General features: G+C 43.4%; 17 protein-coding genes, 1 tRNA gene and 1 pseudogene. 3 read left to right on the top strand and 16 right to left on the bottom strand.

Going from position 1 to position 18,162, the window contains the following annotated elements; all coding sequences use genetic code 11:
- On the bottom strand, positions 1-921 hold the full coding sequence (gene rlmF, locus GQR89_RS06895; RefSeq protein WP_158772170.1) for a 23S rRNA (adenine(1618)-N(6))-methyltransferase RlmF: 921 nt from the start codon (positions 919-921) through the stop codon (positions 1-3).
- A 129-nt stretch (positions 922-1,050) separates the two neighbouring features.
- A complete protein-coding gene (soxR, locus tag GQR89_RS06890) occupies positions 1,051-1,506 on the bottom strand; it encodes a redox-sensitive transcriptional activator SoxR (protein WP_158769365.1) in 456 nt (151 codons plus the stop codon).
- Positions 1,507-1,597: 91 nt separating this feature from the next.
- Between soxR and GQR89_RS06885 the strand changes: the two genes are divergently transcribed.
- Positions 1,598-1,981: a VOC family protein gene (locus tag GQR89_RS06885; RefSeq protein ID WP_158769364.1), complete on the top strand. Its 384-nt coding sequence runs from the start codon at positions 1,598-1,600 to the stop codon at positions 1,979-1,981.
- A 68-nt stretch (positions 1,982-2,049) separates the two neighbouring features.
- Here GQR89_RS06885 and rplS read toward each other — a convergent pair whose 3' ends face one another.
- The 12 genes and pseudogenes from rplS to rlmE all read right to left on the bottom strand — a co-directional run bounded on the left by rplS (position 2,050) and on the right by rlmE (position 11,741).
- On the bottom strand, positions 2,050-2,409 hold the full coding sequence (gene rplS, locus GQR89_RS06880; protein ID WP_007103295.1) for a 50S ribosomal protein L19: 360 nt from the start codon (positions 2,407-2,409) through the stop codon (positions 2,050-2,052).
- Positions 2,402-3,199 (bottom strand): tRNA (guanosine(37)-N1)-methyltransferase TrmD, encoded by a 798-nt coding sequence (gene trmD, locus GQR89_RS06875; protein WP_158769363.1) that lies wholly within the window; start codon positions 3,197-3,199, stop codon positions 2,402-2,404. The genes rplS and trmD overlap by 8 nt, the downstream gene beginning before the upstream one ends.
- On the bottom strand, positions 3,199-3,729 hold the full coding sequence (gene rimM, locus GQR89_RS06870; RefSeq protein WP_158769362.1) for a ribosome maturation factor RimM: 531 nt from the start codon (positions 3,727-3,729) through the stop codon (positions 3,199-3,201). The genes trmD and rimM overlap by 1 nt, the downstream gene beginning before the upstream one ends.
- A 30-nt stretch (positions 3,730-3,759) precedes the next feature.
- Positions 3,760-4,011: a 30S ribosomal protein S16 gene (gene rpsP, locus GQR89_RS06865; RefSeq protein WP_006994621.1), complete on the bottom strand. Its 252-nt coding sequence runs from the start codon at positions 4,009-4,011 to the stop codon at positions 3,760-3,762.
- Positions 4,012-4,263: 252 nt separating this feature from the next.
- Complete coding sequence (locus GQR89_RS06860) at positions 4,264-5,376, bottom strand: ABC transporter ATP-binding protein (RefSeq protein ID WP_158769361.1); 1,113 nt, start codon at positions 5,374-5,376, stop codon at positions 4,264-4,266.
- 98 nt (positions 5,377-5,474) lie between these two features.
- Positions 5,475-5,559 (bottom strand) — tRNA-Leu (locus GQR89_RS06855).
- A 12-nt stretch (positions 5,560-5,571) separates the two neighbouring features.
- Complete coding sequence (gene secG, locus GQR89_RS06850) at positions 5,572-5,943, bottom strand: preprotein translocase subunit SecG (RefSeq protein WP_158769360.1); 372 nt, start codon at positions 5,941-5,943, stop codon at positions 5,572-5,574.
- Between the two features lie 9 nt (positions 5,944-5,952).
- Positions 5,953-6,702 (bottom strand): triose-phosphate isomerase, encoded by a 750-nt coding sequence (gene tpiA, locus GQR89_RS06845; protein WP_158769359.1) that lies wholly within the window; start codon positions 6,700-6,702, stop codon positions 5,953-5,955.
- Positions 6,703-6,831: 129 nt separating this feature from the next.
- Positions 6,832-8,176: pseudogene (glmM, locus tag GQR89_RS06840) on the bottom strand (phosphoglucosamine mutase).
- 2 nt (positions 8,177-8,178) lie between these two features.
- Complete coding sequence (gene folP, locus GQR89_RS06835) at positions 8,179-9,003, bottom strand: dihydropteroate synthase (protein WP_158769358.1); 825 nt, start codon at positions 9,001-9,003, stop codon at positions 8,179-8,181.
- A gap of 97 nt (positions 9,004-9,100) precedes the next feature.
- Complete coding sequence (gene ftsH, locus GQR89_RS06830; RefSeq protein WP_158769357.1) at positions 9,101-11,059, bottom strand: ATP-dependent zinc metalloprotease FtsH; 1,959 nt, start codon at positions 11,057-11,059, stop codon at positions 9,101-9,103.
- Between the two features lie 52 nt (positions 11,060-11,111).
- A complete protein-coding gene (rlmE, locus tag GQR89_RS06825) occupies positions 11,112-11,741 on the bottom strand; it encodes a 23S rRNA (uridine(2552)-2'-O)-methyltransferase RlmE (protein WP_158769356.1) in 630 nt (209 codons plus the stop codon).
- A gap of 95 nt (positions 11,742-11,836) precedes the next feature.
- On the opposite strand from rlmE, the gene yhbY reads away from it, so the two are divergent.
- The gene (gene yhbY, locus GQR89_RS06820) at positions 11,837-12,133 is read left to right on the top strand and encodes a ribosome assembly RNA-binding protein YhbY (RefSeq protein ID WP_158769355.1); all 297 of its coding nucleotides are present in this window, start codon (positions 11,837-11,839) and stop codon (positions 12,131-12,133) included.
- A 112-nt stretch (positions 12,134-12,245) separates the two neighbouring features.
- On the opposite strand, the gene GQR89_RS06815 is transcribed toward yhbY, so the two are convergent.
- Entirely contained in the window at positions 12,246-12,737 is a 492-nt protein-coding gene (locus tag GQR89_RS06815; RefSeq protein WP_158769354.1) for a peptidylprolyl isomerase, read from the bottom strand.
- A gap of 95 nt (positions 12,738-12,832) precedes the next feature.
- Complete coding sequence (locus GQR89_RS06810) at positions 12,833-15,220, bottom strand: Lon protease family protein (RefSeq protein WP_158769353.1); 2,388 nt, start codon at positions 15,218-15,220, stop codon at positions 12,833-12,835.
- A gap of 335 nt (positions 15,221-15,555) precedes the next feature.
- Here GQR89_RS06810 and leuS point away from each other — a divergent pair, with 335 nt between their 5' ends.
- The gene (leuS, locus tag GQR89_RS06805) at positions 15,556-18,159 is read left to right on the top strand and encodes a leucine--tRNA ligase (RefSeq protein WP_158772169.1); all 2,604 of its coding nucleotides are present in this window, start codon (positions 15,556-15,558) and stop codon (positions 18,157-18,159) included.
- Positions 18,160-18,162 lie beyond the last annotated feature (3 nt).

Raw genomic sequence — 18,162 nt, 5'->3', positions numbered from 1 at the left:
TTATTTTTCTTGGAAGGTCCAAGCGACAAAGCGACTTTGCTTTTGTCCCTGTCCCATATCCATTTTTAAAAAAGTTCTCGCACCATAGTAATTAACACTGGTTTCAATCGCCTTGAGATGAGCACTTTTAGAAACCAAACACGTGAACCAATCTACTTGCTCCTTATAGGCGACGCTTTGACTAATCATGCGCTGAATAAATGCTAACTCACCGCCCTCGCACCATAGCTCGTTAGCCATGCCTGAGAAATTAAGTGCTGGCGCTAACGGTGAATTATGTCTCGCTTTAAGGTTACGTTTGTGACGGTTTTTTTCTAGGCTTTTTGCTTTACGTTTGCTGCCAAGCGCAGCGTCTTCGGCAGATTTATGAAAGGGTGGATTACACATAGTAAAGGCGAAGTGTTCATCAGGTTTGATAATACCGCGAAAAATCTGCTCTTTATCCGCCTGCTTGCGTACCATCAATAACGGAGCTAAGTTTGGATTGTCGCTGGCCAACGTTTTAGCTGACTTGATGGATAAGTCATCAATATCGCTGCCGATAAAACGCCAGCCATAACTAGCACTGCCAATGATCGGGTAAATTGCATTTGCACCAATGCCCACATCAAGCCCGTTAACTTGATTTCCTCTTGGAATAAGTCCACCATTTTGAGTGGCTAAGAGATCCGCTATACCATGAATGTAGTCGGCTCTACCCGGTACCGGTGGGCATAAATACCCTTGGGGTATATCCCATGTATCTATACCGTAATAATGGACAAGTAACGCCGCATTGAGGGCTTTAACCGCATCAGGTTGTGAAAAATTAATACTCTGCTTACCACTCTTCGCGCTAATTAAGTACGCTTTCAAGGCTGGATAATCTTGACAAAGCTCAGCCATAGGATATCCGTCTTTGTGCACATTGCGAACATGCATACTATTCGTTGAATGTATTATGGCCAATTGGACATTCCTTTTTAATCATTAAGCGCATTACTATGAATCAACATTGTCTAGCAATTTCAGTTTACTCATTACTATAGAAAATATGTCTGACGTCTACATTCAATGCGTTGGAGTATCACCAAGTAAATACCGCGCTCCGTTACCTTTTAAGGCGATCTTATCGTCTTTATTGAACAGACGACACTTTTGTAAAGACAGACAACCGCAGCCTATACACCCTGCTAGCGAAGATTTAAGCAAATTTAACTCTGCTAACTTTTGATCGATGTGTACATTAAACACCTTACTTAAACGTGCCCAATCCGCTTTATTCGGCGTACGGTTATCTGGTAAAGAACTCAATAGTTGGCGAATATCATCTAACGCATAGCCCATATTTTGTGCGATTAAAATAAACGACACACGTCGTATCACCGAACGAGGAAATACCCGATTCCCTCCGTCAGTGCGAATAGAAGGGATAAGGTTTTGATTAGCATAATAACGGATAAGCGAAACAGCATTCCCTGTCCGCTTGGCGATAAACCCAATGCTAACCAAAGGTTCTGGGGTCATAAAATTATCTCAATATTTATCTTGATCTAAAGTTGGCTTTAGATATTAAGCTGTCGCCTTACAATAATCCAGTCACATAAAAGGAAATAATATGCGCGCAGCAATACTTGAACATTTAAATTTAACCGTCGGCGATCCAGATAAAATAGCCCACATACTTTGTCAGCTATTTAATTGGCATATCCGTTGGTCCGGTCCTGCCAAAGATGACGGATACACGGTGCATGTGGGTTCAGAGACAGCTTATCTGGCTTTATACAAACCAAAAAGGTTCAACACTGAAGTCTCTGATCATTTGAATATAGCCCATGTTAATCATGTTGGTATTCTAGTGAATGAGTTAAGTGAAGTTGAGAAAAAGGTGATAGCAATGGGGTTTAACACGTTTAATCACGGTGATTATGCGCCCGGAAAGCGTTTTTACTTTATGCTCAGTAATGGAATAGAGGCTGAGGTGGTCAGTTACGCTAATTAAATTTATGGCAGTAAAAAGCCCGCAAAATGCGGGCTTTTTTATAAGTTAACGGTAACGCAAAATTAATATTAGTTAAGCTTTTCTTTGATACGTGCAGAACGACCTGAACGGTCACGCAAGTAATAAAGCTTAGCACGACGAACATCGCCACGACGTTTCACAGCAATTGAACCAATTGCAGGGCTGTGGGTCTGGAACGTACGCTCAACACCTTCGCCGTTTGAAATCTTACGAACTGTAAAAGCAGAGTGTAGGCCACGGTTACGTTTAGCGATTACAACGCCTTCGTATGCCTGAAGACGCTCTTTCTCGCCTTCTTTAACGCGTACTTGAACAACAACTGTATCACCAGGGCCAAATGCAGGAACATCAGTTTTTAACTGAGCTTCTTCAATGCGCTTGATGATATCTTGATTGACTTTACTCATCATATCCTCTCATCCCAGAATAACTGCCATTTTGCTGCAACAACTCTTGCTGATATTCATCTAACAAACGTTGTTGCTCCTCAGTCAGAGCTAGGTCGTTTAATAATTCAGGGCGTCGTTGCCAGGTTCTACCTAACGACTGTTTTTCCCGCCACTGTTTGATTTTTTGATGATCACCGCTCAACAACACAGGAGGAACTGATTGACCGTGCAAATTTTCTGGCCGTGTATAGTGCGGACAATCTAGCAAACCGTCGCTAAACGAATCTTGCTCAGCAGATTGTGCATGCCCTAATACGCCTGGTACCAGTCTTGCTACAGCATCCATTAACACCATCGCAGGTAGTTCACCACCACTGAGAATGTAGTCACCAACAGACCATTCTTCGTCTATTTCAGCTTCTATCACTCTCTCGTCGATACCTTCGTAGCGACCAGCGACTAGAATCACACTTTCATTTTCAGAAAGTTGTTTCACACCACGTTGCGTTAATGTTTTCCCCTGAGGTGAGAGATAAATCACCTTAGTTTTTTTCTCGGCCGCCTGTTTGGCTGCACGAATTGCGTCTAATAACGGCTGAACCATCATCAGCATTCCTGGGCCACCACCGTATGGCCGGTCGTCAACAGTGCGATGTTTGTCGTGAGTAAAATCTCTTGGATTAAAAAAATCTACTTTCAACTTACCGTTTTTAACGGCTCGCCCTGTTACGCCCTGTTCGGTAAAAATCTGAAACATTTCTGGAAACAGACTTACTACACCAAACCAACGTTGTGTATCCGAGCTCATTAAAAGCTGGGATCCCAATCAACCTGTATGGTCTTTGCCTCACGGTCCACTCGCTTAACGACTTGGTCGATTAAGTAAGGCACCATGCGTTCTTTTTGACCGAAAGCGTCCTTCAAATTGGCTTTGATTAACATAACGTCATTCGCACCCGTTTCAAACAACTCTTTAACGACACCCAAGTTGTAACCCTGTTCGGTCACGACTTGCATGCCAACTAACTCTCTCCAATAAAATTCATCACCATCTAATTGAGGTAGCTGTTGTGCTTTAATTGAAATATCGAGATTTTTGACACCTTCAGCATCATCTCTAGTTTCAACCCCAACCAGTTTGGCAACTAATCCCTTATTGTGGGTTCGCCATTGGTCAACGACAATTTCTTTAGTATCACCTTCTTGACCCACGAGCCAAGGGGAATAACCAAAAATACCGTCTAATTCATCGGTATATGATGTGATTTTGACCCAACCTTTTACACCATAAGGTGCGCCGATTTTGCCCATCACTAATGTGTCAGACGCGTGACTCATTTATACCTCAATCTTTCTTAACAATTGCAATTAAGCAGCTGCTTTTTGTGCATCTTTAACCAAGCGAGCAACACGGTCAGATAAGCCTGCGCCATTTCCTACCCAATGCTCTACACGGTCAAGGTCAAGACGTAAACGCTCTTCTTGACCTTGTGCTGTTGGATTAAAGAAACCAATGTTTTCAATAAAACGACCATCGCGTGAACGACGGCTGTCAGCAACCACTACTTGATAAAATGGACGCTTTTTAGCGCCACCACGCTGTAAACGAATAGTAACCATAAATGCCTCAAACTCGTTAGAGCGTTAACGTTAACTTATATCCCTTTTTAACTACCTAACGATTTATTGCTAGATAAAAGGACGCCGTATTGTACGGATTTTGTGCTTGATTGCAAGTATAGTTAGCAATGAATAGTCTTTAGATTTCAAATGCTAATATTAATTGCTTTCGATAATAGGTCTGCTGTTCTGGCAACCAGAATACCAAGGTAGAGGGAGTCGCCTTTGAATTAGCGGGATAAATGCTGTTAGTTACTCGATATCGCGTAGCGCATAATTCTCTAACGGGATCCGCTGACTATTTTCGTCAAATAACAGAATGTCCTGTAAGCTAAAAGTTACGTAAACCATTTGATTTACCGAAATTTGGTCGTCATCTGCAACCACGGCTATATTTTTATGACTTCCTTCTAACGGTGACAAGTAGAGATATTGCGTATCCCCTAAGTATTCGATTTGAGTAAGCTGCATCCTTAGGCCATGATTTTTTGCATCAACACTCAAACTAAAGGCTCTAGGACGCACTCCAACAGACAAAGCTGAGTTGTATAGTTCACTCGGTAAATCGCATTTAAGGCTATAAGTAGTACCACAATCGATATGCACCCCTTCACGGTCGGCCCAAGCTTTGAATTCGTTGATTTTAGGATCGCCAAAAAAGCGTGCGACATACAGATTACTGGGATACTGGTAAATATTTTGCGGTGTGTCGAATTGTTCGATACCGGTTTCACTCAGCAATAAAATGCGTTGAGCAAGTGCCATCGCTTCATGCTGATCATGGGTTACAAATAAGGTGGTAGCGGCTAAACTAAGGTGTAAATCCTTTAACTGCTGACGCATCTGTTTTCTAAGTTCAGGGTCAAGATTAGAAAAAGGCTCGTCAAACAAAAAAAGCTGCGGTTTCGACAACATCGCTCTGCCTATAGCCACTCTTTGTCTCTGACCTCCGGATAACTGTCTTGGATATCGGTCGAGTAAATCACCGATAGCCAAACGTTTAGCAACATCTTTAACATCACTGGATATAAGCGCTTTACCCACATTTTTGACACTTAAAGAGTAACCCAAATTTTCCGCCACAGTTAGGTGCGGAAACAACGCATAGTTTTGAAAGACCATGCCGACATTTCGTTCATGGCTAGAGAGACTGTCTACTTTGACATTGTCGAAGTGTATTTCTCCGCTATCGTGGGTTTCAAGCCCAGCGATAAGGCGCAGCAAGGTTGATTTCCCAACACCTGAAGGACCGACTATAGCCACAAACTCTCCAGTGGCAAATTCCACCGTTATACTCGGAAAATGATATTGATTAGCACCACTTCCTAAAACCTTTGTGACTTGTCGTAGACTAACTTGACTCATAATTAACCAAATTTAAATAATGATTAGCCGAATAGCGGCAAAAAAGCCTCAATAATAAAAAAGGGCCGTAACTCACGTTACGGCCCTTTTCTTTTGTATGGTGCGGATGGGGAGACTCGAACTCCCACGGCCTAAGCCACAGCCCCCTCAAGGCTGCGTGTCTACCAATTCCACCACATCCGCGTGGTAATTTTTTTAGCTTTGAGGTATATCGCTTGCAGGTGCATCTGATGTGGTAACGGGTACATCAGATTCCTGTGGTGTAGTCATAGACTCAACCGGCTCATCTAAAACCGGAACTTCAATATTCTGCCAATCATCAACTGCTTTTTCTTTATCAGCAGTTTGATTACCTAAGATTAAACTAATCACGAAGAATAATGTAGCTAATATCGCAGTAGTACGTGTAAGGAAGTTGCCCGAACCTGATGAACCAAAAACAGTGTTTGAACCACCACTACCAAATGATGCGCCCATATCTGCGCCTTTGCCTTGTTGAACAAGAACAAAGCCGACCAACATAATCGCTACAATTAAATAAACTACAATCAATACTTCGTAAAACATGTGTCGCCTCTATCGCTTTGCCGCTAGGCAAATGCTTAAAAAATCTTCTGGGTTTAAACTGGCACCGCCAATCAAACCGCCATCAACATCAGGTTGGGAGAACAGTTCAACAGCATTGCTGCCTTTTACACTACCGCCATATAAAATTACACATTGATTGGCGATATTACTGTCTTGCTTTGCCAAATGTTGACGTATAAATGCATGCACTTCTTGTGCTTGCTCTGGGCTCGCTGTTTTGCCAGTGCCTATTGCCCAAATCGGCTCATAGGCAATAACAATGTTGTTAAACGCAGCGATACCAACCTCTTTTATCACCGCATTTAATTGCGCAGCAATAAAATCAAAAAACTGACCATTATCACGAATATCTTCTGGTTCGCCAACACAAAACAACGGAGTTAGTTTGTGTTTTAAAGCTAGCCCTACTTTATTAGCAACAAGTTCATTTGATTCATCATTATCAGCACGTCTTTCTGAATGTCCCAAAATAACATATTGGCAATTCATTTCTTTCAACATACTGACGGCCGTTTCACCTGTATGTGCGCCTGATTCAAAGTGACTAATATTCTGCCCACCTAAGGCAAAATTATTATCACCAAATCCACCTAGATAAGGAAATGGAGGACAGACAACAACATCTACGTGAGAAATATCCGCTTTTGAAAACGTTTGCTCAATCTGCTTAATTAATGCCAGATTTCCGTTCATTTTCCAATTACCTGCCACTAATGGCCGACGGTTATTCATTTGCAATCTAACTCCTGTAGTGCCAGTGAAAAGCGCGCGAGATATTAACCAACCTACCACTAATATACAAGTGGCAGAATTGAATTTTAACGACTTTTATTCAGTAAATAGTCAGTCTGGTTTAATATTGCTGACTTATTGTCCAGTTGCTTTACGCACAGCGTCTGCAATATGCTCAGCCCACTTCTTTGAGTCAGTGGCGTCATTCGCTTCAACCATAACGCGAATCAAAGGTTCAGTACCACTTTTACGCAGTAAAACACGTCCTCGCTGGCCCAGTGCTTTTTCAGCTTCAAGTACACTATGTTGCACTTCGTCGCTCTGTAAAGGGGTGTCACCGACATTGAAGCGCACGTTAATAAGCGTCTGTGGGAACTTTGTCATCCCGCGACTCAGTTCACTTAAGGTCATGTTTGCATTCAACATAGCAGCTAACACTTGTAAGCCGGCGACAATTCCATCGCCCGTGGAGGCAGCATCTAGATTTAATACATGTCCAGAACCTTCCCCCCCCTATCGACCAACCCTTTTGACGCAGCAACTCAAGTACATAACGATCGCCAACATTACTACGCTCGAACGGCACTCCTAATGTGCCAAGTGCCACTTCTAAGCCTAGGTTGCTCATAACCGTACCCACAACGCCACCTTTCAATTTACCTGATTTAAGCGCATCGCGTGCAATAATATAAACAATCTGATCACCATCGATGACATTACCGTTGTGGTCAACCAACATAAGGCGGTCACCATCACCGTCAAGCGCAAACCCCAGATCAGCTTTATTTTTTATAACACTATCTACGATCGCTTTCATCGACGTAGCGCCGACCTTTCGGTTAATGTTAAGACCATCGGGTTGGGTGCCGATTTCAATCACTTCAGCACCTAATTCACTCAATACATTCGGCGCGATGTGGTAGGTAGCACCGTGGGCGCAATCGACAACGATTTTTAACCCTTTAAGTGACAAGTTTGAAGGAAAGTTTCCTTTGCAGAACTCTATGTAGCGTCCCGCTGCGTCGGAAATACGTACTGCTTTACCTAGTTTGTCAGAAGCAACACATTCCATTGGCATGTCCATTTGCGCTTCAATCGCTAACTCGATGTCATCATCTAATTTAGTGCCATCAGCCGAAAAAAACTTAATGCCGTTGTCGTAATAAGGATTATGTGACGCACTAATAACAATGCCAGCTTCTGAACGGAATGTTTTAGTAAGATAAGCAATGGCTGGAGTGGGCATAGGTCCGAGTAGACCAATGTTTATGCCGGCTGCAGATAACCCCGCCTCGAGAGCAGATTCAAGCATATAACCAGAAATTCGGGTGTCTTTACCGATGAGAACTTTATTAGTGCCGCTGCTAGCTAACACTTTACCCGCGGCCCAGCCTAATTTCATTACAAATTCTGGATTGATCAGATTTTCTCCAACCTTGCCGCGAATACCATCGGTACCGAAATATTTTCTGTCACTCATTATTATTTTTCCTTTTGTATCATCGACACGATTTTTACCGCATCGACGGTTTCTCTTACATCATGTACTCGGATAATGTGCGCGCCTTTTAAAGCCGCAATAGTGGCAAGTGCCACACTACCCGCCAAGCGTTCTTCCACCGGCCTATTGAGAAGCTGTCCTATCATGGATTTTCGCGACATTCCTACCAGCAATGGGTAGCCCAAACGATGCAATTCATCTAATTGGGCAAGCAACTGGTAATTATGCGCCAAATTTTTACCAAAGCCAAAACCCGGATCGAACAATATATTGTCATGCCTGACCCCAGCCTGAACACATTCACGGGCACGGGCTAGTAAAAAATCTTCAACATCGAGGCGCACGTTTTCGTAATAAGGCGCGTCTTGCATACTGCGGGGTAGTCCACGCATATGCATTAAGCAAACTGGAACGTCTAGCTGCGCAGCAATAAATAAAGCATTAGGCTCTTGAAGTGCTCTTACGTCGTTAATTAGGCCTGCTCCGGCACCCACTGCAGCCTCCATGACTATCGCTTTACTGCTGTCGATAGAAATGATGGTATCAAACCTAGAATTCAAGGCCTCTACAACCGGGATCACTCGGTCTAATTCTTCTTGCTCAGAAACATCCATGGCTCCTGGTCGAGTCGATTCACCACCGATATCGATAAATTCAGCGCCCGCTTCAATCATATCGCTGGCATGGTTAATCGCTTTGCCGATGCGCGCAAAAGCGCCTCCATCAGAAAAAGAATCAGGCGTAACGTTGAGAATACCCATGACTTTGGGACTATCAAGAGCCAGTGTTTTATTGTTAAATTTCATCGTTTAATTTTCTTTGATAATTAACTTTAAACGTATTAAAAAAAACGCTTTGCTGATTTCTCAACAAAGCGTCTGTATTCACTACAAAACCAACTGGTTAGTTAGTCGCATCACCCGGTTTACCAACCGTAGGATCAGGCTTCTTAGGCTCATCCTTTTCGGTAGACTCATCTTTAACAGCCGAGCCGCCAGTAGGAGGCGTACTATCGTTCTTTTCGTCTTCAATCCAATCAGCCGGAGGACGAACATCCGTACGAGCCATTAAATCATCGATTTGTTTGGCATCAATGGTTTCATACTTCATCAGACAATCTTTCATTGAATGTAAAATATCAATATTCTCAGTCAATATTTTCTCAGCCCGAGCATAGTTTCTATCAATTAATGACTTCACTTCTGCATCGATGGCGCGCGCTGTATCATCAGACATATGCTTAGACTTGGCCATACTGCGCCCAAGGAACACTTCACCCTCTTCTTCGGCGTAAAGCATGGGCCCCATCTTGGTTGACAAGCCCCACTGTGTCACCATTTTACGTGCGATATCAGTGGCACGTTCGATATCATTAGACGCCCCTGTGGTAACGCGCTCTTCGCCTAAGGTTAATGCTTCGGCTATTCGACCACCAAACAAACTAGATATCATACTCTCTAGATGCTGCTTACTGTGGCTGTATCGATCCTGTTCCGGTAGATACATGGTCACGCCCAAAGCACGTCCACGAGGAATAATCGATACCTTGTAAACAGGGTCATGCTCAGGCACTAAACGGCCCACAATAGCGTGGCCTGCTTCGTGATAAGCAGTATTGGTTTTCTCTTCTTCAGACATCACCATGTTTTTGCGCTCAGAGCCCATCATGATTTTGTCTTTCGCTTTATCAAACTCTTCCATCGAGACAGTACGTTTGCCACCGCGAGCAGCAAATAGCGCCGCTTCATTTACCAAGTTAGCCAAGTCTGCACCTGAGAAACCTGGTGTACCACGGGCGATAAATGACGGTTCTACATTATCTCCTAGCGGAACTTTACGCATGTGCACTTTCAATATTTGCTCGCGTCCGCGAATATCGGGTAAACCAACATGAACCTGACGGTCAAAACGACCTGGGCGCAACAGCGCAGGGTCAAGTACATCAGGACGGTTAGTCGCTGCAATAACAATAACGCCTTCATTGCCGCCAAAGCCATCCATCTCAACTAACATTTGGTTCAAGGTTTGCTCACGCTCATCGTGACCACCACCCATACCTGCTCCACGTTGGCGACCCACTGCGTCTATCTCATCGATAAAGATGATACAAGGTGCCGCTTTTTTAGCTTGTTCGAACATGTCACGCACACGAGATGCGCCAACACCAACAAACATTTCAACAAAATCAGAGCCTGATATTGAGAAGAACGGGACTTTCGCTTCACCGGCAATCGCCTTAGCTAATAACGTTTTACCTGTACCTGGGGGGCCAACTAATAACACGCCAGTAGGAATACGCCCGCCGAGCTTCTGGAACTTGCTTGGGTCACGTAAAAAGTCGACTAATTCAGAAACGTCTTCTTTGGCTTCATCACAACCAGCAACATCTGCAAACGTTGTTTTAATTTGGTCTTCACCCATCAGCTTGGCTTTACTCTTACCAAATGACATGGCACCTCGACCACCGCCGCCGCCTTGCATTTGACGCATGAAGAATATCCACACACCGATAAGCAACAACATGGGGAACCATGAAATAAAGATAGATGTTAGTAATGAAGGTTCTTCAGGCGGTTCACCAAGAATTTTCACATCTTGTTTAACCAAATCTGAAATGAGTTGATCGTCAAAATATGGAATATAAGTGGAGAAGCTTTCGCCTGACCGTTTAGTCCCTTTAATTTCTCTTGATTCACTATCAATGCGCACCTCACGGATTTGCCCTTGATTAGCTTCTTTAAGAAATGTTGTGTAATCCGTTTGTACCTTTGATGACTCTCCCGGAGAAAAACTCTGGAAGACTGACATCAAAACGACAGCTATGACCAACCATAAGATTAAATTTTTTGCCATGTCGCTCAAGTTGTTGACCTCTGTTATTTCAATTCTGTTGCGTATCTCACGCCTGAGACTACTATAATTTAAAGCCCGTCGCTACCAGATATACCTCTCTGGAACGCGCTCGTGATGAGTCAGGCTTACGAGTTTTAACTACTTTAAATGCGCTTTTCACGTCACTAAAGAATTGCTCAAAACCTTCCCCCATAAAGACCTTAACGACGTAACTGCCATTTTTCTTCAATACTTGTCGGCACATATCTAACGACAGTTCCACTAAGTAAATTGATTTAGCCTGGTCTGCCGTGTCATTTCCGATCATATTTGGTGCCATATCTGACATCACTACATCTACGTTCTTTCCGTCAATTTTGTTCAGTAATGCGTCGAGAACAGATTCTTCACGAAAATCCCCCATTAAAAAATCGACACCTGGTAATGGGTCCATCGACAAAATGTCGCAAGCGATCACCAGACCATCGTCGCCTACTTGTTTCGCCGCATATTGCGACCAACCTCCAGGCGCGGCGCCTAAGTCAACCACCGTCATGCCTTTTTTGAGAAGACCGTCTTTGGCTTGAATTTCTTCGAGCTTAAAAACAGCCCTAGAACGTAGACCTTTTTTTTTCGCTTCCATGACATATTTGTCGTCAAAATGCTCTTTGAGCCAGCGTTTACTACTTTCAGATTGCTTATTTTTACCCATTGGCTTCGTTTGTCATTAGGAATACTTGCAAGATGGCGCTAGAATACTTGTTTTCAACTGTTCACATTCAATATAATTGTAAGAAATATTACTCAATGACTCTATCAAACAAGCAAAAACAACACCTTAAAGGCCTCGCCCATTCACTTAAACCTGTTATACAACTTGGGGCAAATGGATTGACCGAAGGCGTATTGGCTGAAATTGAGGGCGCGCTTAGCCATCATGAACTCATTAAAGTTAAAGTACCCACTGACGACAGAGAAGAGAAAAGTTTGATCATGGATGCGATTGTCCGTGAGACAAAAGCAGAAAAACTACAATCTATAGGCCACACTTTGGTGCTATTTCGTCAAAGTGACGAGAAAAAAATCGAGCTACCAAGAAAGTAATTTTACTGTGATGACATCTCCCGTATTAAATCAACTAACCTAGTTGATTTAATACGGGCTTTTACTCTGCATGCATTCGGTAAACTAACTCACTATTATATTAGTGACTGTATCAGTGGTGGTGACCGCCGGCTCCATGAGCGTGACCATGTTCAATTTCTTCTGACGTTGCTTGACGTACATCAACGACTTCTAAATCAAAATTCAACGTTTTACCCGCCATTGGATGGTTCAAATTCACGGTAACCATAAATTTCCCTACTTTCACGACGGTAACTTCTCGCTGACCGTTCTCGGTGTTTACTACTGCAGTCATACCTGCTTTCCACTTTTTGGTGCCTTGTGCATCTTGCAAATGCTTCATCGGAATGCGTTGCTCAGCGTCGGGCTGAATTTCCCCATAGGTCTGTGCAGGTTCAAGTTCAACCGAAAAACGATCGCCAACAGCCTTTCCTTCAAGCGCTGCGGCTACGCCTGGCATCATGTTACTATGGCCATGAAGATATGCAACAGCCTCATCATCGCGGTTATTTTCAAGCTCAACCCCGTCTAAATCGGTAATAATATATTTGAACTGTACTACTGTATCTTTCGCAATTTGCATATCGGTTTTCTCGTCATAAAAAATGTGCGCGGCAGTTTATCAAAAACACAGAATTGTGAAATATTATTCGGCCGCAAAAAAATTATATATAGGGCCTATTCGTCGTCATTACCATTCACGACATTGGCGATATTAAGTAAACTGCTGACCGCCATATAGTTAATTGTCCCTTTAGGATAACGACCTTTAGCATTCATCGTCCCGACTTCTTTGTTCATCAACAACTCAAGTGCTTGATCGACGGTTTCCACTACGCAAATATGAAACTTGCCTAATTTTACCGCAGCAATGACTTCTTTATCTAACATCAAGTTGATCTGGTTAGATTTAGGGATTATCGCTCCCTGATTGCCCGTCAGTCCGCGATGCTGACAAAGCTTAAAGAAACCTTCTATTTTCTCATTCACCCCGCCTACCGACTGAACCTGGCCATACTGGTTAATTGAACCCGTGATGGCTAAATCTTGACGGGTTGGAATATTTGTTAACGCCGAAATAAGTGCCACCAATTCAGCTAATGACGCACTGTCGCCGTCTATGTGCCCATAGGATTGCTCAATTGCAATATTCGCCGATAATGTTAGTGGAAATAACTGAGCGTACTTATGTCCAAGATAACCGGTTAATAGCATTACCCCTTTTGAGTGAATAGGCTGCCCCAACTCAACCTCACGCTCGATATCGACCACACCGTTAGCGCCAGCATAAACGGTGGATGTGATCCTTGCAGGCGTACCGAATAAGCAATCGCCCACTTCAAGCACCGTAAGGCCGTTCACTTTACCTACGTCGACGCCTTCGGTGGCAATCAAAATTTGTCCCTGCTTAATGTCATCTAATACCGCTTCACTTACCCGCCCAGTGCGGCGGGTTTTCGCGCTTAAGGCAGCTTCAATTTGGGTAACATCTAAATCTAGCACTTGATTTTTGCGACAAAAATATGAGCTCTCATTAAGCAACTCAATCACATCAGAGAAACGAGCAGATAAGCGTTGCTGATGTTCCGCTATACGCAAACTGTACTCGACTAAGCGATACATCGCTTTAGGGGAAATACTGTTCAATCCCAACGCCGTTACTTGATGCCGAACACGTCCCACAAAGTCATATAGGGTTTGCTTATCTAATTGAATTTCATGATCAAAATCAACCAAAACACGAAACAATTCATAAAATTCATCATCGTAGTCTTGTAAGTTATAATACAATTCGCGGGAACCAAGCAGCACCACTTTAACGCTAATCGGAATTTGCTGTGGGTTAAGTGTAATTGAGTTAACCATGCCGACATCAGGCTGAGGTAAGTCCATTTTCAGGTACCCCGACTTAAGCACTAATTTTAACGTTTCCCATGCGTATGGCTGCAAAATTAGCTTGTCTACATCAAGTAGTAAATATCCACCGTTAGCACGATGCAGTGCTCCAGGCCTGATCATTCGGTAATTTGTAAAAACTGAACCCGAGACGTTGGTATATTCAACCCGACCAAACAAATTCTGGTGCGTTGGGTTGGGTTCATAAATGACAGGCGCCCCGCTGTTTAACTCATGGCTAACGAGTATATTAGGCAAATATTGCTCTTCTAAAACCGAACGCCTGTCGTACTCATCATGTTTTTCATCTTTCTTCTCCTCGGCCAATATCTCCACTATGGTTTCTACCAAATGGGGTTTCAGTTGACGCAGAAACTTCAATATCCCTAAATCACCAACATATTGATGTTCAAGTTCTTTGAGCAACGGTTTAATACCTTGCTCGGCCGTATCTTTCTTAAGATGACGAAGTTGTTCTGAGGATGCGCGTTTCCATTTAGGTAGCTCGATTAATGCTTCGGCTAATCGGTTCTCCAGTTCATCGATTAAGGTATAATACCGCTGACGCTCTTCTTCACTTAATTTAGCAAAGTCTGCATCTGTAATGGGTTTGCCATCAACGATGGGAGAAAAACTAATATTGCCGTTCTCTTCGTACAAAGCGACTTTTTGTGCTAGCGCGAGTTGTTCAACCGTATCAATAGCATGCTCATAACGTTGATCAAATTCCCGAGTAATCGCCACTTTCTTTCGCTGATAACCCGGATTGTCAAATGCAGCCGGAAAGGTATCGAGTAGTTCGTCAACCAATGTCCCCATCTCTGTCACTAGGCGTTTACTTTCTCCTGGAGGTAAACGTAATGCAAAAGGCTCGCGCTCATCTTCAAAATTATTGATGTAACACCAGTCGTCTGGAGTTAACACTCTACGCACATACTTTGCAATATATTCATGCACTAAGGTGAAGCGACCGGTTGCTTGTTCGCCCATCACATATAAATTATATCCCTTGGCGTTGAGCCCTAAACCAAAGTCTAGCGCTTCCCTAGCGCGCGCCTGACCTATAAAGGTAGCTTGCATAGCTTGTTCGTCTTTTAAAGCGTGATTAATAAGGCGACGACTAGGCTTAGCGGTTATATCTTTTAAACTCAAAGCGTATTTAAGATGCATGGTAGAGGTGAGATTTCCTTTCGAGCAAGTAAATTTGGCAGTCTGCGCTGCGTAATTTTGTTATAATAACAAATATTACTTAATAGCATGTCCCACTTTTTATTCATTCATAAATTTATATTATCCACAGCCTTATCTTTCCTTTCGCTTGTACTGTCGAGTTGGGTGTAATCAGCATTGCATTCCCATTTTGCGGATAAATTTATCATCATTGACAGGATTTTTTACGATAAATGCTAGGAAAACAACGTTCTGCTATTGTGACCCAGCAACTCGCTAGGGTATTCTTGCCGGCTATCTTATTTAATACCTTATCTTCGCGGAAACTCTTTTTAATGGCCGAAAAAATTTACGAACCTCAGAAAATAGAACAAGAGGTACAAGCGCTTTGGGAAACCAATCAAACTTTTAAAGCAACAGAGCGAGAAGATAAAGAGAAATTCTACTGCTTGTCTATGTTCCCTTATCCAAGTGGGCGCTTGCACATGGGTCATGTGCGTAATTACACCATTGGCGATGTGGTTAGCCGCTTTCAACGCATGAATGGTAAAAACGTCTTACAACCTATGGGTTGGGATGCATTTGGCCTTCCGGCTGAAAATGCCGCACTGAATAATAATACCGCACCTGCCAAATGGACTTATCAAAATATCGATTACATGAAAAACCAGCTTAAATTGTTAGGCTTCGGTTACGACTGGGATCGCGAAGTGGCCACCTGTAAAAAAGATTATTATCGCTGGGAACAATGGTTCTTTACCCGTTTGTACGAAAAAGGTTTGGTCTACAAGAAAAACTCTACGGTAAACTGGGATCCAGTTGACCAAACAGTGTTGGCAAATGAACAGGTTATTGACGGTCGCGGTTGGCGCTCCGGTGCGTTAGTTGAGCAAAAAGAAATTCCTCAGTGGTTTATTAAAATCACAGATTATGCCGACGAATTGCTCTCAGATTTAGAATTATTAGATGAATGGCCAGAACAAGTGCGCGCCATGCAAAAAAATTGGATTGGCCGCTCTGAAGGTGTCGATATTACCTTTAAATTAAGTGAAGACGTTGCTGATATCAGCAGTTTTGATGTTTACACTACCCGCCCAGACACCCTTTATGGTGTGACTTATGTGGCAGTAGCTGCACAGCATCCACTTGCATTGCATGCAGCACAAAGCCGCCCGGAATTAGCAGAATTTATCGAATCATGCAAAAACACCAAAGTTGCAGAAGCCGAACTTGCCACCATGGAGAAAAAAGGCTGTGACACAGGCTTATTTGCCATTCATCCATTAACAGGCAACAAAGTGCCCGTGTGGGTCGCCAATTTCGTACTCATGAGCTATGGCTCTGGAGCGGTCATGTCGGTGCCGGGGCACGACCAACGTGACTGGGAATTTGCGCAAAAATACAGTTTACCAATTAAACAGGTTGTAAAGCCTGCACCTGAGGACAACCAAGACTGTGATTTGTCTGTTGCTGCCTACATTGAGAAAGGGGTGTTGGTAAATTCAGGCGATTTTAATGGTTTGGCTTTTCAAGATGCATTTGATGCTATCGCCGCTAAGCTAGAAGCTCAAGGTTCAGGAAACAAAAAAGTTAACTACCGCCTTCGCGACTGGGGTGTATCTCGTCAACGTTATTGGGGCTCCCCCATACCGATGCTTAACTTACAGAACGGCGAATCGGTGCCGGTTCCTAGTGACCAATTACCAGTAGTGCTGCCTGAAGACGTAAAAATGAACGGTGTTATTTCACCGATTAAAGCCGATCTCGAATGGGCAAAAACCGAATATAACGGCCAGCCAGCTCTACGTGAAACAGATACGTTTGATACCTTTATGGAGTCGTCTTGGTATTATGCCCGTTACTGCAGTGCGCAGAACCAAGATGCTATGCTAGACCCTAAACAAGCCAATTATTGGTTACCTGTGGATCAATACGTAGGCGGCATCGAGCACGCAATATTGCATCTGTTGTATTCACGCTTTTTCCATAAGTTACTACGTGACGAAGGACTCGTTAGCTCTGATGAGCCATATAAACGTTTGTTGTGTCAGGGTATGGTACTAGCAGATTCATTCTTTAGAGAAGATGAAAATGGTAAAAAAGAATGGTTTTCACCTGCCGATGTTGACACCGTTAAAGATGAAAAAGGCCGCATCACTGAAGCGCGTTTGAAAGCTGATGACAAGCCAGTAGAACATGGCGGTATGACTAAAATGTCGAAGTCTAAAAACAACGGCATAGACCCTCAGCACGTTATCGATTTGTACGGCGCCGACACGATCCGCGTGTTCACTATGTTTGCAGCGCCTCCAGAGCAAACATTAGAGTGGGTTGACTCTGGCGTTGAAGGTGCAAACCGTTTCATTAAGCGCTTGTGGAAATTATCACAAGACGTTATCGATCTTGGTGACATACCAGCCGTTGATATAAATGCCCTAAACAGCGAACAGAAAAACCTGCGCCGAGCGATTCACCGTACTATCGCAAAAGTGACGGACGATGTAGGTCGTCGTCAAACCTTTAACACAGCTGTAGCCGCGATTATGGAGCTTTTAAATAGCTTACAAAAGGCCCCACAAAGCGCCCCTCAAGATCAAGCTGTATTGCGTGAAGGGATTGAGTCGATGGTATTGTTGCTAAATCCAATTGCGCCGCACATGTGCCATGTGTTGTGGCATGATTTAGGGCATAACAATGATATTGAAACTGCGCCTTGGCCGTTAGTAGATGAAGCGGCGCTCGTTGAAGATGAAAAGCTCATTGTGGTGCAGGTTAACGGTAAGGTAAGGTCTAAGATCACAGTGCCTGCTGACGCGACTCAGGAGCAAGTTCAAGCGCTTGGCTTGGCGCAAGAAAATGTCCAACAATTTGTCGAAGATAAGACGATACGAAAAGTTATTTACATTGCAGGTAAACTGCTAAATATCGTCGCTAACTAACGA

Origin of the sequence: Paraglaciecola sp. L1A13, assembly GCF_009796745.1 — a bacterium.
In the GTDB taxonomy this organism is placed as follows: domain Bacteria; phylum Pseudomonadota; class Gammaproteobacteria; order Enterobacterales; family Alteromonadaceae; genus Paraglaciecola.
This window is presented reverse-complemented; position numbering and strand designations above follow the sequence as displayed.